Source organism: Salinibacterium sp. AL4.1 (assembly GCF_059767305.1).
Genome location: NZ_JBSOQK010000001.1, coordinates 738,714 through 752,838, shown reverse-complemented (window position 1 = coordinate 752,838; position 14,125 = coordinate 738,714). Strand labels below are relative to the sequence as shown.

14 protein-coding genes are annotated in these 14,125 nt (G+C 62.1%); 5 read left to right on the top strand and 9 right to left on the bottom strand.

Features of this window, described 5'->3' with window-relative positions:
• Nucleotides 1-220 precede the first annotated feature (220 nt).
• The 4 genes from ACWTV3_RS03705 to mutM are packed head-to-tail and all read left to right on the top strand — an operon-like array spanning nucleotide 221 to nucleotide 2,652.
• Entirely contained in the window at nucleotides 221-808 is a 588-nt protein-coding gene (locus ACWTV3_RS03705) for a YceD family protein (protein ID WP_498476894.1), read from the top strand.
• A 2-nt stretch (nucleotides 809-810) separates the two neighbouring features.
• Nucleotides 811-1,014 carry a 50S ribosomal protein L32 gene (rpmF, locus tag ACWTV3_RS03700; protein WP_129071820.1) on the top strand — a complete coding sequence of 68 codons (204 nt, stop codon included), beginning with the start codon at nucleotides 811-813 and terminating at the stop codon, nucleotides 1,012-1,014.
• 25 nt (nucleotides 1,015-1,039) lie between these two features.
• Nucleotides 1,040-1,741, top strand: coding sequence for a ribonuclease III (gene rnc, locus ACWTV3_RS03695; protein ID WP_498476893.1), 702 nt, complete (start codon nucleotides 1,040-1,042; stop codon nucleotides 1,739-1,741).
• Nucleotides 1,742-1,746: 5 nt separating this feature from the next.
• Nucleotides 1,747-2,652: a bifunctional DNA-formamidopyrimidine glycosylase/DNA-(apurinic or apyrimidinic site) lyase gene (mutM, locus tag ACWTV3_RS03690; protein WP_498476892.1), complete on the top strand. Its 906-nt coding sequence runs from the start codon at nucleotides 1,747-1,749 to the stop codon at nucleotides 2,650-2,652.
• Here mutM and ACWTV3_RS03685 read toward each other — a convergent pair.
• The 8 genes from ACWTV3_RS03685 to ACWTV3_RS03650 all read right to left on the bottom strand — a co-directional run bounded on the left by ACWTV3_RS03685 (nucleotide 2,645) and on the right by ACWTV3_RS03650 (nucleotide 11,806).
• A complete protein-coding gene (locus ACWTV3_RS03685) occupies nucleotides 2,645-3,115 on the bottom strand; it encodes a hypothetical protein (RefSeq protein ID WP_498476891.1) in 471 nt (156 codons plus the stop codon). The two genes, mutM and ACWTV3_RS03685, sit on opposite strands and share 8 nt — an antisense overlap.
• A 197-nt stretch (nucleotides 3,116-3,312) precedes the next feature.
• Entirely contained in the window at nucleotides 3,313-4,887 is a 1,575-nt protein-coding gene (locus ACWTV3_RS03680; RefSeq protein WP_498476890.1) for a zinc-binding metallopeptidase family protein, read from the bottom strand.
• Nucleotides 4,888-4,945: 58 nt separating this feature from the next.
• Nucleotides 4,946-6,640 carry a thiamine pyrophosphate-binding protein gene (locus ACWTV3_RS03675; RefSeq protein WP_498476889.1) on the bottom strand — a complete coding sequence of 565 codons (1,695 nt, stop codon included), beginning with the start codon at nucleotides 6,638-6,640 and terminating at the stop codon, nucleotides 4,946-4,948.
• An 8-nt stretch (nucleotides 6,641-6,648) separates the two neighbouring features.
• Nucleotides 6,649-8,331 (bottom strand): amidohydrolase, encoded by a 1,683-nt coding sequence (locus ACWTV3_RS03670; protein ID WP_498476888.1) that lies wholly within the window; start codon nucleotides 8,329-8,331, stop codon nucleotides 6,649-6,651.
• Nucleotides 8,332-8,350: 19 nt separating this feature from the next.
• The gene (locus ACWTV3_RS03665; RefSeq protein ID WP_498476887.1) at nucleotides 8,351-9,367 is read right to left on the bottom strand and encodes a C-terminal binding protein; all 1,017 of its coding nucleotides are present in this window, start codon (nucleotides 9,365-9,367) and stop codon (nucleotides 8,351-8,353) included.
• The gene (locus tag ACWTV3_RS03660) at nucleotides 9,357-10,139 is read right to left on the bottom strand and encodes an amino acid ABC transporter ATP-binding protein (protein WP_100388578.1); all 783 of its coding nucleotides are present in this window, start codon (nucleotides 10,137-10,139) and stop codon (nucleotides 9,357-9,359) included. Before ACWTV3_RS03660 ends, ACWTV3_RS03665 begins: the two co-directional genes overlap by 11 nt.
• Nucleotides 10,140-10,141: 2 nt before the next feature.
• Nucleotides 10,142-10,891 (bottom strand): amino acid ABC transporter permease, encoded by a 750-nt coding sequence (locus tag ACWTV3_RS03655; RefSeq protein WP_498476886.1) that lies wholly within the window; start codon nucleotides 10,889-10,891, stop codon nucleotides 10,142-10,144.
• A 60-nt stretch (nucleotides 10,892-10,951) separates the two neighbouring features.
• A complete protein-coding gene (locus ACWTV3_RS03650) occupies nucleotides 10,952-11,806 on the bottom strand; it encodes a transporter substrate-binding domain-containing protein (RefSeq protein ID WP_498476885.1) in 855 nt (284 codons plus the stop codon).
• A 234-nt stretch (nucleotides 11,807-12,040) separates the two neighbouring features.
• Between ACWTV3_RS03650 and ACWTV3_RS03645 the strand changes: the two genes are divergently transcribed.
• Nucleotides 12,041-12,985 (top strand): Lrp/AsnC family transcriptional regulator, encoded by a 945-nt coding sequence (locus ACWTV3_RS03645; RefSeq protein ID WP_498476884.1) that lies wholly within the window; start codon nucleotides 12,041-12,043, stop codon nucleotides 12,983-12,985.
• A gap of 21 nt (nucleotides 12,986-13,006) precedes the next feature.
• Here the strand turns inward: ACWTV3_RS03645 and ACWTV3_RS03640 are convergent, their stop codons facing one another.
• Complete coding sequence (locus tag ACWTV3_RS03640) at nucleotides 13,007-14,077, bottom strand: GNAT family N-acetyltransferase (RefSeq protein ID WP_498476883.1); 1,071 nt, start codon at nucleotides 14,075-14,077, stop codon at nucleotides 13,007-13,009.
• Nucleotides 14,078-14,125: the final 48 nt, after the last annotated feature.

Sequence of the window (14,125 nt, the reverse complement as noted above, 5' to 3'; positions counted from 1 at the left end):
GAAAACGAAAAAGTGTTTCAAGAAGACCGGAAGCCCAATCCTGGGCAAACCAACCACGCCATACCAAGCGCACGGGTCTGTCGCACCAGTCTAGAGAGGCGCGGATGCTCGTGCCTACACCGACCCGCGCACCGGTGAACGCTCATCCGTGGGTCACAAGACTGAGCGATCACTGACCGGGGGCGACAGCAAGCCCTTCTCCGGGGTAGAATTATCGATCGTGTCTAGAATCAGTGAGAACCCGTACGCCGTGATGGTGCGCGACCTCATCCACCGTCCCGGTGAGATGAGAGAGCACTCCGTCTCTGTCGTCGTACCCGAGTCCTTTGGCAACGCCGTTATCGCGGTGCCGGCGGGATCTCAACTGACGATTAACGGCCGTTTCGAATCGCTTCATGACGGAGTCCTGGTCGACGCTGTCGTCTCGGGGCAAGCTCAAGCAGAGTGCGTTCGTTGCCTCATTGACGTCACGATGACGGTTCGGGTCGAGTTTCAGGAACTTTTCGCGTATTCTGAGGACGAAGCTTTTGACTACACGGTTATTGACGAGCATGTCGATTTAGAACCTGTAGTGCGGGATTCGGTAGTGTTGTCACTTCCGTTCCAACCGGTCTGTCAAAAAGATTGTCTTGGCCTGTGCCCTGAGTGTGGGGTTCGGTTGCTCGATAATCCAGGACACGAACACGAAGCACCCATCGATGCTCGCTGGGCAGCGTTGGCCGGCCTCCAAGATTTCACGCAAGACTCGCACGATCACGACTTGAACGACACGAACGATTTCCCTGAGACCCAAGAAGAAAAGAGTTAGTCATGGCAGTACCGAAGCGCAAAATGTCGCGGGCCAGCACCCGCATGCGCCGCGCCCAGTGGAAGGCAACCCCTACCGCTCTCGTTAAGACCATCGAAAACGGCAAGACTGTTTACAGCCTCCCGCACCGCGCCAAGGTAGTCGAAGACTCCGCTGGCACCCCCCTGTACATGGAGTACAAGGGCCGCAAGGTCGCTGACGTTTAACTAGTTTCCACACTCTCGAGTCGAAATGGCGATGACGGGCTCCAGCTCACTTGCTGAGCTCTCCGCTGTGCTCGGGGTCAGTATTGATCCCGAGTTGCTCACGCTTGCGTTGACTCACCGCTCTTTCGCGTACGAAAACGGCGGCATCGCGCATAACGAGCGACTCGAATTTCTTGGTGACTCAATTCTTGGCCAGGCAGTAACGGTCAAGCTGTATCGCGATAACCCGGAGCTTGACGAGGGAGACCTTGCCAAGCGCCGGGCTAGTCTCGTTTCTTCTGTAGCTCTTGCCGAAATTGCGCGCCTGATTGGTCTTGGCGCGTACATTCGCCTCGGTAAGGGTGAAGAGCAAACGGGCGGCCGTGAAAAGCCGTCCATTCTGGCAGACACCGTTGAGGCGATCATCGGTGCTGCCTATCTCGACCTCGGCGGGGACGAAGCCACAGCTCTCGTCCTCCGCCTCGTCGCCCCTCTGCTGGCAGATCCTGCACGGTTCGGCGCGGCGATGGACCCCAAGACGAGCCTTCAAGAGCTCGCCGCTCAGATCGGGCGTGGGGCTCCCGACTATCGCATCGAAGATAGCGGCCCCGATCACTCCAAGCGTTTTCACGCGAGCGTCTGTCTCGACGACGAAGTAGTTGCGACAGGTATCGGCTCCAGCAAGAAGCAGGCCGAAATGGCCGCAGCGCTCGAAGCCTGGACCATCCTTCAAGCCGCAGTGAAGTAACCGGCGTGCCCGAACTTCCCGAAGTCGAAGTGGTTCGCGCCGGGCTCGAACCGGCAGTCACCGGCGCGACTGCGGCATCCGTCACCGTCTTCGACGAGCGCTCTCTGCGTCGCCATGATGGGCCGAGCGAAGACTTTATCGACCGTCTGACCGGACGCACGTTCCTCACCCCTCAACGCCGCGGCAAGTTCATGTGGCTTCCGCTCGCTGATAGTGCCGAAGCTGATCGGGCTGAGGCCCACGGTGAAGCGCTCGTCGCCCATCTCGGAATGAGCGGGCAGGTGCTCTTGCGCGATCGGAGCACGGATGACCGGCTCACGCGCATCCGCATCGAACTTGATCACCCGGACCACGGCGCGCTGCGCCTCAACTTCGTCGACCAGCGTATCTTCGGCTCGATGGCGATCGACAGCATGCTGCCCACCGTTGATCAGCCCGCTTTCGCGGTGCCGAGCCAAGTGGCGCACATCGCGCGTGACCCGCTCGACCCCTTCTTCGACGACGCCAAGTTCTTGCGGTTGCTGAAGGCGAAGCGCACGACCGTGAAACGAGCGCTGCTCGACCAGACCCTGATCAGCGGCATCGGCAATATCTACGCCGACGAAGCACTCTGGGCGGCGCGCGTGCACTACAACCAGCCCACCGAGACCCTCAGTCGAGCTAAGGCCGTTCAGCTGCTTGCCGAAGTGCGGGCGGTGTTTTCCAAGGCGCTAGCCGAGGGCGGCACGAGCTTCGACACCCAGTACCTCAACGTGAACGGTGAGTCGGGCTACTTCGCGCACTCGCTCAACGTCTACGGCCAGCAGGGCCGCGCGTGCCCGCGCTGCGGTCGCGAAGTAGTGCGGGAGAGCTTCATGAACCGCGGCTCGCACTTCTGTAAGTTCTGCCAGCGTATTCGCGTAGCTAAATAGTTGTTGTGAGCTCAGCCCCTTTGTAAGCGAAGGACACATTGCTCACTGCGTGTCTGGAGCTGACGGTAATGAAGTTGTGGTTTCCGATATTCGTCTTCGGGAGTGACCAGGGGAAGTCGTGGGTCGCGCCGAGCGACTCGAAAAAGTGTTTTCCTGGTTGAAGTTGCTTGTGTGTGAGCTTGTCACTGCCATTATTGCCAGTGCACGATACTTCGATTCTCGAAATTGGAGCGGGGAGACTGTTCGTGATCAGGATTCCCCATTTTTCCCCAACCTCGCCGGTGATTTCAGCCTTCACCCACGCGGCGTTCACGCTGCTCTCTATCTCAGCGTGGGTGCGCGCTTGGCTCTCGAGTCGGTCTTGCCGACGCCAAAAGAAGATCACCGCAGCGCTGGCTGCGCTCAGCGCCATAACCCAATTCGGGATGGTCTCGGACCAGATGTAGAGAGATTCATTATCCATAATGATAATTTATCGCTATTTGCGTGGCGTTGGTCTCGGCTTAGCCTTAATTCTTCGCATACGGCGGGCAACATCGGTCACGATCCCGACCGTGCACTTGGCCTGATTGCCGTCGGATGCTGCGCGAACGACCGGCGATCGATGCCCGTGACTGCAGCTCGCTAGGCCGCAATTGCCTGCAGCCTAGCGAGCGCGTTTTAGCCCCAGGTGCGTGCGTCACCGCTCGTGCGGTAGTCAGGCCAGGGGAGATCGATCGGCGGCTGGAAGTCCACCGGCAGCAGGGCGGGCATCGGCTCGTCAGCGACTCGTTTGTCGAACTCGCTCTTCGCCTCGGCGAGAAGGTCCGGGTCGACTAGGAGGTCGATGAAAGTTCCCGCAACGGTCTTGCCCGCGGTCTCGATGGTGGGGTCGATCGTCTCGGGGATGCCGCCGAGAGCGTTCATGACCCACCCTGGGTAGGCGCCTGTTCCGGGCGCGGGCTTGAGGGCGGGCCGTGAGACGTAGAAGCGCACGGTCGGCGCGTAGTGCGTCATCTCGACATAGTCGTCGCTCGTCCAGTTCTGCTGCCACGGAGCGAGGTGTTCGCGAAGCGCCTTCTCGGCATCCTGCGGGGTGATGAGCTGTTCGCACTCGTCGAGGAACGGCTTCTCCATGGCCTCAAGGCCAAGGTTTCGCTGAATTTCCTGTGCCACAGCGATAGCGTCAGCGCCGTAGCGGGGGGCGCCCACCGCTTCGAGGTTGTTGTAGAGAACGGTCGACATCGCGTGGTTCGTGCGACCGGGGCGGCTGCGCGCCACCCACGTGGTCTCCACGTCGCAGTGCGCCATAGCGCCAGCGTGCTCAGCGTTGCGGTCGAGCACAGCAAGCACGTGCTCCGCCATCTCGATGTTCGGGGTGCGCCACGAATACTGGATGCGGGCAACGCGCGCCGGCAGATTGTCGGCGGTCGCTTGACCGTCGAGCAAGATGGCGTCGCTGAGACTCCACCCTCCAAAGCTCGGGAGCATGGCATCCTGCATAATGCGCGACGAGGTGTACATCGACATCAGGGCAACGTTGGCGCCGGGAGCGCGCGCTGCGGAGTGCGAGGCAGGAATGGGCGAATTGGGGTTGGCGTTGAGCTGCCACGACTCCGGCTCGTCGCAAATGAAGGTATAGACCTTGCTGTAGTAAGCACCGCACTGGGTGTCCCAGCGGGCGGTGTTGCACAGCGGCAGCATGTAGAAGGGGTGGAAGCTCACGATGGCATCCACGTTGTCGTAGTAGCCGCGCAGGCCGTGAACGACCTTGGAGCCGTGCATCTTTTCGGCGGGCTCGCCCGTGTACTTGAGGGTGCCGGGGATGTCGTGCTTCTCCATGGCGTGCTTGGTGGCGAGCAGTCCCGCGAGAGTCGAAATGCCGAGCGCTGAGTGCGGGTCGGTGTGACCGGGCGCGAAGCGGCTCATGCCCTCGCGGCTGTCTTGAGTAACGGATGCCGACTGGTTGTTGCCGGGCACCGCGTCGTATTCGGCGTAGCTCAACATCGTGGGGCCGCCCGTGCCGTTGGTCCATTCCGCGCTGAAGGCGGTCGGCATCCCGGCCGAACCTTCTTCAACCGTAAAGCCCTCCGTGCGCAGCAACTCGACGTACCACTGCGCTGAATGGAACTCGCGCCAGGCCGGCTCAGCGAGCTGCCAGATGTGGCTGTGCCACTCCGAGAGACGCGGCATGTTGTTATCCACCCAGGTGCGGGCGGTGGCCTTGGCGTCGGCGGCGAGAGTGATTTCGGTCATGTCGTGATCCTTGAGCTAAAGAGAAATGGTGATGAGGAGAGGTGTCGGGCCGCTGGGGCTAGCCCCCGTTGCTAGCCCCAGCGGCTTCGAAGATGCCGAGCGGCACGTGAACGAGCGCGAACCCCGGGGTAGCGATCGCCTGAGCGACGGTCTCCGTGAGTTGCTCGGGTTGAGTGACCGAGAACCCATGACCGCCGAAGGCCGCGGCGAGAACCGACCAATTGGGCTGAGCAAGTACGACGCCAACGGGAGTGATGCCGCGGTCGCGCTCGTTCTGGTTGATCTCGGCATAGCCGCCGTTATCAACGCATACGATCGTCACGTCGAGGCCCTGTTCGATCGCGGTGATGAACTCCTGCACGGCGAACATCAGCGCACCATCGCCCAGAACGCAGACCACGGGGCGATCCGGCGAGGCTACCTTGGCGCCCAGCGTGGCGGGCAGGCCATAGCCGAGCGTCGCGTACGCGGGCGTGTAGAGGAACGAGTGCGAGGTTTCTTGGCGAACGACGCTCGCCATCCCGAAGTAGGTGATCTGCGAGGAGTCACCCGCGACGATCGCGTTCTCGGGAATCGCCTCGTTGATCATCGTCGCGACCCGGTGCAGGGTCGGTGAGACCTCTTGAGCCTCACGAACCGCTGTGGCGCGCACGGTGTCGAGCTCTGCAGCCTTTGTCGAGTTGCCAGTGATGGTGCGGGTAGCCAGAGCGTCGCGCAGCTGGCCAACGATGACCGAGCTGTCTCCAACCAGACCGAGATCGCTCGCGACGTTCTTGTTGAGTTGCGATTCCAAGACATCGATGCGGATGACCGTGCCGACCGGCGCGATGACGCCGCCCCACAGCTCTGCTTCGCCCAGCTTTGAACCGATGATGAGTACGGCATCCGACTGGTTGATCAGTTCGTGGATGACCGGCAAACGAATCTCGGAGGCCAGTGACAGCGGGTGTGTCTCGGGGATCGATGCTTTGCCGTTGAGTGTTGTCACGACGGGCGCGTTGAGCGATTCGGCCAGAGCGGTGAGCCCGCTACCGACACGGCTCGCACCGCCACCCGCGATGATGACGGGATGCGCGGCAGCGGCCAAGATCTCGGCGGCGCGTTCGACGGCACCGGCATCAGCGGCGGCACGGGCACGCTCAGGGCGGGCCTGCAGCAGTTCGTCCGGGCAGTCGCTCGCCGACTCGAGCACGTTAAGCGGAATCTCGATGTGCACGGGGCGCGGGCGACCGTAGCGGAACAGCTCGAAGGCGTCGTGAACGGCGGTGACCGCATCCGTCGCGCTCGTGACTCGACGGCTCCACTCCACGATGGCGCCAGCGGCACCCGTGGAATCTTTCGTTTCGTGGAGGGCGCCGTTGTCGGCAAACTCGCTGCCCTCGGCGACACCGGGGGAGATGAGGATCATCGGGCGAGATTCGCAATACGCGGTGCCCGCGCCCGACAGAGCGTTGAGTAGGCCGGGGCCGGAGGTGGTAATTACGACACCGGGCAGGCCGGTCTGCTGCGACCAGCCATCCGATCCGTAGCTCGCTCCCTGTTCGTGACGAGTGGTCACGGGGTGAATGCCGAGCGCGCTGAGGGGGCGGTACAGCTCAAGGTTGTGCGTGCCCGGGATGCCAAAGATGGTGTCGATGCCGTAGTTGCGCAAGACGGTCATCAGCGCCAGGCCCGCATTGTTCACGTCCACTCCCACGGCGAAGGCGGTTGCGGCAGCGTCAGCGCTGTAGTTGTCGTTGCTGGTCGTCGTCATTGCTGTGCTCACTTCTCGTCGGTGCTGTACTGGCGAACGCCATCGACCCACGTCTCGGCGACGGTAATCGCACCGATCTGAGCGCATTCGGTTTCAAAAATGTCGGCGGTCAGCACAGCAAAGTCAGCGCGCTTGCCGACCTCGAGGCTGCCTAAGTCATCTTCGCGCCCCAGCGAGTGGGCCGCGTTGATCGTGTGTGCCCGCAGCGCTTGCTCACGGCTAATCGCGAGGGAATCGGGGCCGAGCTGAGTACCGCGGCGCGTGATGCGCGTGGTGGCCGCCTGAATGGCTTCCAGTGGACGCGGGTCTGCAACTGGGGCATCCGAGCTGATCGTGATGGGTACGCCAGCCGTAGCGAATTCACCGAGAGGGTTGAAGCGCTCGCCGGGGGTGCCGATGGCCTGTTCTACGCCTTCGCCCCAATTGAAGTGGTGCTGCGGTTGATTGACGGGCCGGATGCCGGCTGCCGCCATCCGTTCAATCTGGCCGGCGGTGGGCAGGCCGCAGTGTTCGATGCGGTGCCGGGCGTCACTCGTGGGGTTTTCTGCCTGCGCCGCTTCAATCGCGTCCACGACCATTTCGATGGCGGTGGGGGACTGGGCGTGGGTTGCGGTCTGGAGCCCGACGGCATGAGCGCGGCTGATGAGCGCCTTGTAATCGGCCGGGTCGTGGTAGAGCTGGCCGGTGCGGCACGGGTCTCCGACGTAGCCGTCAGGGAAGTACGCGGTCCAGCCGCCGAGGGTGCCGTCGGCATAGAACTTGATGCCCGAGAAGCTCAAGTGGGCGTTGCCGAAGGCTCCGTGCATCCCGGTTTCGATCGCTTCGTCGAGCAAATGCGAGAGCAGGTACATCGAGATGCGGGTCTTGAGCTGGTTTTGCTCGGCGAGACGCAGGTAGGTGTCGAACTCGCGACGGGAAACCTGCGCGTCACCAATAGTCGTCACGCCGCCCTCGAGGAAGGCGTTCTGCGCCACGGCGAGCTGGCGCACGTGTTCCGCGGGGGTGTCGGCGAGGTGGAAGTTGGGGCCGTGGTGGCCGACCTTCACTCCACCGAGGCCGGTAAGAATGTTGCAGGCGGCATCCGAAAGCTCACCGGTGAGGTCGCCATCGGCGTCGCGGAAGAACTCGCCGCCCTGTGGGTTTTCCGTCTCGCGAGTGATGCCAAAGAGTTCGAAGGTGTAGCTGTTGACGACCCCGCCGTGGCCGGAGGCGTTCATGAGGTAAACCTCGCGGTCGAGGGCGACTTCGTCGAGCTCAGTGCGGTGCGGATGGCGCTGTTCGGCGAGATTGCGCTGCTCGTAGCCGTAGCCCCGAATCGGTTGCCCCTCGGGAACAGTATCGGCCGCGGCCTTCAGCAGCGCCACAATCTCCGGGATGCTCGAGGCCTTGTCGGGCCCGCAGTCGACCCAGCTCATCATCTGACCGAGCATGAGTGGATGAGCGTGCGCGTCGATGAAGCCGGGCACAATCACCTGGGTTCCAAAGTCAACCCGTGCAGGCTCCGCCGGTGACAACGTCGCTGCGGCGGCGAGACACTCGTCAACGGTTCCGGCGGCGGCGACCGTGCCGGCGAACATAAGAATGGCGCTCACGACAGTGTTCTCGGCATCCAGAGTGTGGATGGCTCGGGCGGTCACCACCGTGGGGGTGAAATCGGAAAGTGGCACGTCAAAGGCCGAAAGCTTGCGCATGAGTACTCCGGTGAGGTTCTTAGTGAGTGGAGGTTGAGGGTGCCGGTAGCGACACGAGAGGAGTGTCGGGGGTGCCGGTCGAGGCCCACGAGACAACGTTCTGGGCCTGCAGGCGCACATACTCTGCTTCGCTACGGCCAGAGAAGTAGGCGATGTGCGGCGTGATCAGAGCCCGGGGATGACCAAGGAGCGGATGCTCGGCGGTCGGCGGTTCGACATCCAGCACGTCGAGGCCAGCGCCGGCGAGGTGGCCGCTGTCGAGGGAGGCGCGGAGGGCGGCGCTGTCGACAAGTCCGCCACGGCTCACGTTGATGAGGTACGAGAGCGGCTTCATCGAGCTGAGGAAGTCGGCATCGACCATGTTCGCGGTGTCGTTCGTGAGCGGCAGGTGCAGCGACAGAACGTCGGACTGCGAACGCACAGCGTCAGCGTCAACGCGGCGAACTCCCGCAGCGGCAAAGCGCTCGCGAGTCTCCTCGGTGTCGGGGATAAACGGGTCGTAGCCGATGATCTCGCCAAACAGGGGACGCGCAAGTTCGGCGAACTTCATGCCGATGCGGCCCAGGCCCATGAGGCCGAGTGTGAGCTCGCTCAGTCGTGGTTGCACGAGAGTATCCCGCTCATTCCAGCGCTCGTCGATGACAGCTCGCTGGGAGAAGTTCACCCCGCGAGTGAGCTGCAATGCCATCGCCAAGGCGTGCGTTGCGACCTCTTCGGTCGCGGCGCCGACGATGGTCGTCACCCAGATTCCGTGTTCGGTTGCCGCATCCACATCGACGTTGTCGAAGCCCATCGACATGAGGGCGATGACCTTGACCGAGGGCATCCGCTCCATCATCGAGCGAGTGATCTGGGCGTAACCGACGAGCAGTGCGCTCGCGCCTGCTGCGCCAGCGACGATCGCTTCGGAATCCAGAGAATCGAGGTAGCTGACCTCGAAACCGGCAGCGCTGAGGAGATCGCGTCCGGCCGAGAAGTCGGTGCCATCGAGGTCGGTGTAGACGGCGCGAAGCACGTCGTCGCTGCTAGTGGACATGGCTCAAGAACTGCTTCGTGCGCTCGTGCTGCGGGTTCTCGAAGAACTCGGCCGGCTCGGCCTGCTCCACGATCACTCCGCCATCGAACAGCGTGACCTCGTCAGCGGCCCGACGGGCGAAGCGCACCTCATGGGTGACAACGATCATCGTCATTCCGGCGGCAGCCAGGTTCTCCATTACCTCGAGAACTTCGCCGACCAGCTCGGGGTCGAGCGCGGATGTCGGCTCATCGAAAAGCATGACGTGCGGGTTGAGAACGAGAGCGCGAGCAATCGCGACGCGTTGCTGCTGGCCACCGGAGAGCTCAGAGGGAAAGTGTCCGTCGCGCTCAGCAAGCCCGACCTTATCGAGAATCTCGAAGGCACGCTCGCGAGCTTCGACCTTGCCGACTCCCTGCACATCAGTGAGGCCGAGAGCCACATTGTCGAGTGCGGTGAGGTGGGGAAAGAGGTTGAACTTTTGGAAAACCATGCCGATATCGCGGCGCTGCACGGCGAGTTTGCGCTCGGAGTGGTGCGCGATGCGACCGTTGGCGTCGGAGGCGCCGATGCGTTTTCCGTCGAGCAAGATCTCACCAGCATCGGCGGGCTCGAGCAGCGCCATCAGGCGAAGCATCGTAGATTTGCCCGAACCCGATGGCCCGAGAACCGCTTTGACTTGGCCCTTGTTCACGGCGAACTCAACACCCTTGAGTACTTCGTTGCCGTTATAAGCCTTGTGGAGGTTGGACACCTGGAGGGTAGGCACGGTGGCCGGAGTCTCGTTGCTCATGCTTACTTCTCCTTGGGAACGGTGGCGAGGGCGCGGGTGTTGAGCGAGAGAGGCGACGTGCTCTTCTTGAGGCCTCGTGAGGTCCAGAGGAATCGTCTCTCGATGCGGCTCTGAATGATCGTGATGATCGAGACGATGACGAGGTAGTAGATGATTGCGACGGCGTAGTACTCGGCGTAGCGGAAGGTGATGTTCACGCCAACCTGCGCGGTCGTGAGCAGCTCTTTCAGCGAGATCACGGATGCCAGCGAGGAGTACTTGATCAGGCCGATGAACTCGTTACCGGTCGGCGGCAGCGCCGTACGGATTGCTTGCGGCAAGATCACCTTGCGCATAACGGAGCCGGGCTTCATGCCGAGGGCGCGGCCGGCAAGTTCTTGGCCGTCATCCACGCTGCTGAGGGCGGAGCGGATGATCTCGGCCATGAATGCCGCTTCGACGAGGCCAAGACCGATGGATGCTGCGATGAACGGGGTGTACCAGTCCGAGCGCAGGGCCGGAATGATCTGGGGCAGGGCGTTCCACATGATGAGTAGAACGAGCAGTGCGGGCAGGGCACGGAAGAACCACACGTACAGGTGGGAAGGGCCTCGCAAGTATGACTTCTTGGAGGTGCGACCGACGGCGAGGAAGAAGCCGAGAACGGTGGCGATGACGAGCGAGAATGCTGCGACACCGATCGAGGTCAGTGCGCCCCAGAGGTATGCGGGGTTGACGAGCTGCTCGAAGAAGATTTCTGGATTGAAGATCATGTGGTGTGACTCCCTGGTTGTGGGTGGTCACGCAAGGTGACCACCCACAGTCGAGTGTTCTTAGTAAACGTCGACGATCGACGCGTCGAGGTTGTAGTCGGCGGCGATCTTGGCGAGCGTGCCGTCGTCGTAGAGAGCGCGCAGGGCTTCGGCAATTGCCGGGCTCAGTTCGCCGTCCTTGGGGGTGAAGACTCCGAAGGTCGTGTCGGGGTCAAACACGCCATTGGCAACCGCGAGGAGGCCGTCGTTCTGGGTCGCCATGTAGGCGGCGGCTACGTTGGTTTCAACGAGAACGTCTGACTTGCCGTTGATCACAGCGAGTACGGTTTCTGCAGTCTTGGGGTATTCGGTGTTCGTGATGGGGTCTTTACCCGCGGCGACGCAGTCATCGCTGAGCTTCTGAACGCTGACGGTGTTGCTCGATGCTGCTTGAGTTGCCACCTTGAGCCCGCAGAGGTCGCTGCCCTCTTTCAGTGTCGCTGCGAGGTCAGGTGCTGCCAAAGCGGCAGGGCCAGCGTTCATGACGGCGGCGGCGTCGGCGATTTGCAAACGCTCTTCGCTCATGTAGAGCCCACCGAAGATGACGTCGCACTTGCCGGTCTGAAGGCCGGGCATGAGGCCGTCGAAGGAGGTCACTTCGAACTTGGTCTCGACGCCCCAGTAGTCCGCAACAGCGCGGATGCCGTCGGCGTCGAAGCCGATGATGTCGCCACCGGTCGAGTCGGCGTAGTACTCAAGGGGAGCGTATTCGGGGTCAATGCACGCGGTGAAGGTGTTCGCGTTGACGAGCCCTTCGGGTGCGTTGGATGAAACGGCGGCGTCGGTGTCTGTGGCGGTGTCTGTGCCGGCGGCACAGCCCGTCAATAGAGCCGCGACCGAGATGCCGGCGGCGATGCCGATGATCGATTTCTTCATTGTTTCTCCTGTGGCTGCAGAGCGATTCACCCGGTGGAGGTGCTGGGAGGGTGACTTGGTTCTGACCATTGTGTTCACACCGCGGCACCTTGTCAATGCATATTTGCGTTTAAGTAACCAACTTGACGCAAATTTGAAACAAATACTCTCCAAATTGACGATGAAACTGGAATATCGGCCAAAAAATGTGACAAATCGCTACGTTTGTCGGGTGTGCTGCGATAGTCTGGCCGCGTGGACCAGCTAACCGAGCAATCTTTCGCAATCTTGCGCCAGGACGGCCGAACGTCGTTCAGCGATATTGCGCGCCAACTCGACACCAACCGAGCCAGCATCGCTAAACGCATCAACCCCCTGCTGCAATCGGGAGACATCCGCATCATTGCTGCCGTGCATCCGCGACTCTTGGGACTGCACGTCCTTGCCCACTTGTCGATTCAAACCGAGGGGGATGCCGGCGAACTCGCCGAGCGCATCTGCACTCTCAACTCGCCCGTTTTCGTGTCGGAGCGCACGGGCAAATATCAACTCATCTCTGAGCTGCACACGACGACCATGGCGGAGCTGCACAATGAGATCCGAGCGATTCGCGCGTTCGACGGTGTCGTGGACGTTCAGGTGCTCGTGTACGAGCGCACGCTCAAGAGCTTCTTTCTCGGCGAGGAACCGGAGCTTGCGGGGCTGCCTATGGATTCCATCGACCTTCAACTCATGGAACTGCTGCAGGACGATGGTCGCCTGGGCTACGCCGAACTTGCCGAAGCGGTGGATCTTTCGATCAGCGGCTGCCGCACTCGCATCAATCGGTTGACAGAGACAGGAGCGATGCGAATTGGACTGCTGCGCGACCGCAGCGACATGACCTCGCACCTCACGTTCGGATTCGGATTCATCACGAAGGGTGATCTCGAGCCTCTCCAACGTCTCATCGACGAACAAGCGGGAGTCGAATTCATGGCGCGCACGATCGGCCGATTCGACTTCGTTTCCACGATTTCGTTCCCCACCTTGGCGGCCTACAACGATTTCGTGGCCGCGCTGCGCGAACTCGACGGTGTGACGTCACTGGAGACCTGGCTGCACGCTCGCATCCACAAGGAGCGCTATCAGCACAGCCTGCACCGCATTCGGGATGGCGCATCGGTGCTGGCCGACCGCAGTGCCGTCGCTGCGCCCTAAGGCCGACGGCGCTGCAGAGCGCTAGCGCAGCTCCTTCTTCCACGCGCCCTCATATCCGATGGGTACGAACCCAACGGCTTCGTTGACCGAGAGCATGTGGCGGTTTTCCTCAGCGTTGTAGGTAATGACCGAGGGATGCCCGGGCGCGACTCGTTCGAGGTGCGCGAGGTTCAGCACTTTGAGTAGGTTGCCGAGACGGTGACCGCGGTGCTCGCTGAGAACGATCGTGTTGTCTTGGAGTACCGCACGCTCGGTCTGTGTGGGCACCGTAAGCGCCGTATAGGCGACTAACTCTCCCGACGCGACGTGCTCGATTGCGGCATACACGGTCGTCACGCCGCTCGCGAGTTCACGCTCGTCGTGGTCAACTACTCGTTCTGCAGTCCAGACATCTTCGGGAGGCTCAAGCCCCGCGCTGGGTTCGTCCGTACTCATCCGCGTGTAGAGAAGAGCGAGGTCGTTGCGCCACTGTTCTGGACACAACCCCACCCACTCGTGCACGGCATAGTCGCGACTGCAGCGTGTGATGGCGTCGTCAACCAGAGAGTGCAGGCTGGCGATGGGAAGGGGCAGCCGGCTCACCCGTTCAACCTGCTCGAAGCTGTACTGCTGCGCGAGCAGAAACTGAGTTCCGGCGCCGTCGCGGGCCACAGCGCCAAAGCCGGTGGGGGAGTCGAGGAGCGCGCCCTCGCTCGGCAGGCTCGAGACATACACGTGGACTTTGCGTTTGCCGGCATCCCGAGCAGTGGTCTCGAGCTCGGCGAGCAAGCGGGCCCCAATGCCGCGACGCCGATAATCCGGATGCACGTACGCTTCGATCCACGCGGTATCGGCCTCCTCGCCTACGGTGGTGCTGTAGTCGCCGCGGCCCACGATGCGACCCTGATCTCGGGCGACGAGCATCCGCCGTTCCTCAAAGGCGCTGGGCTGCTGAGTCACGAGCGCAACCGCCGGGTCGAAGGCCAGTTCGGGGTAGTGAAGCAGCAACTCGTCGGTCTCGTTGCGCAGCACAGTCGCCGCGATGAAGTCATCCGACCCCTCGGCGGAGAGCGCGAGAGGAATCTCGAGGGTCGTGATCTCAATCTCTGACATGAGCGCACCAATCTGCCGGGGTAAGCGCTACGGAGGTAGCCGACCAGA

Excerpts from the sequence above, each read along its gene's own strand:
- rpmF (WP_129071820.1), top strand. The coding sequence starts at position 811 with ATGGCAGTACCGAAGCGCAAAATGTCGCGGGCCAGCACCCGCATGCGC.
- rnc (WP_498476893.1), top strand. The coding sequence starts at position 1,040 with ATGGCGATGACGGGCTCCAGCTCACTTGCTGAGCTCTCCGCTGTGCTC.
- ACWTV3_RS03685 (WP_498476891.1), bottom strand. The coding sequence starts at position 3,115 with ATGGATAATGAATCTCTCTACATCTGGTCCGAGACCATCCCGAATTGG.
- ACWTV3_RS03680 (WP_498476890.1), bottom strand. The coding sequence starts at position 4,887 with ATGACCGAAATCACTCTCGCCGCCGACGCCAAGGCCACCGCCCGCACC.
- ACWTV3_RS03675 (WP_498476889.1), bottom strand. The coding sequence starts at position 6,640 with ATGACGACGACCAGCAACGACAACTACAGCGCTGACGCTGCCGCAACC.
- ACWTV3_RS03670 (WP_498476888.1), bottom strand. The coding sequence starts at position 8,331 with ATGCGCAAGCTTTCGGCCTTTGACGTGCCACTTTCCGATTTCACCCCC.
- ACWTV3_RS03665 (WP_498476887.1), bottom strand. The coding sequence starts at position 9,367 with ATGTCCACTAGCAGCGACGACGTGCTTCGCGCCGTCTACACCGACCTC.
- ACWTV3_RS03660 (WP_100388578.1), bottom strand. The coding sequence starts at position 10,139 with ATGAGCAACGAGACTCCGGCCACCGTGCCTACCCTCCAGGTGTCCAAC.
- ACWTV3_RS03655 (WP_498476886.1), bottom strand. The coding sequence starts at position 10,891 with ATGATCTTCAATCCAGAAATCTTCTTCGAGCAGCTCGTCAACCCCGCA.
- ACWTV3_RS03650 (WP_498476885.1), bottom strand. The coding sequence starts at position 11,806 with ATGAAGAAATCGATCATCGGCATCGCCGCCGGCATCTCGGTCGCGGCT.
- ACWTV3_RS03640 (WP_498476883.1), bottom strand. The coding sequence starts at position 14,077 with ATGTCAGAGATTGAGATCACGACCCTCGAGATTCCTCTCGCGCTCTCC.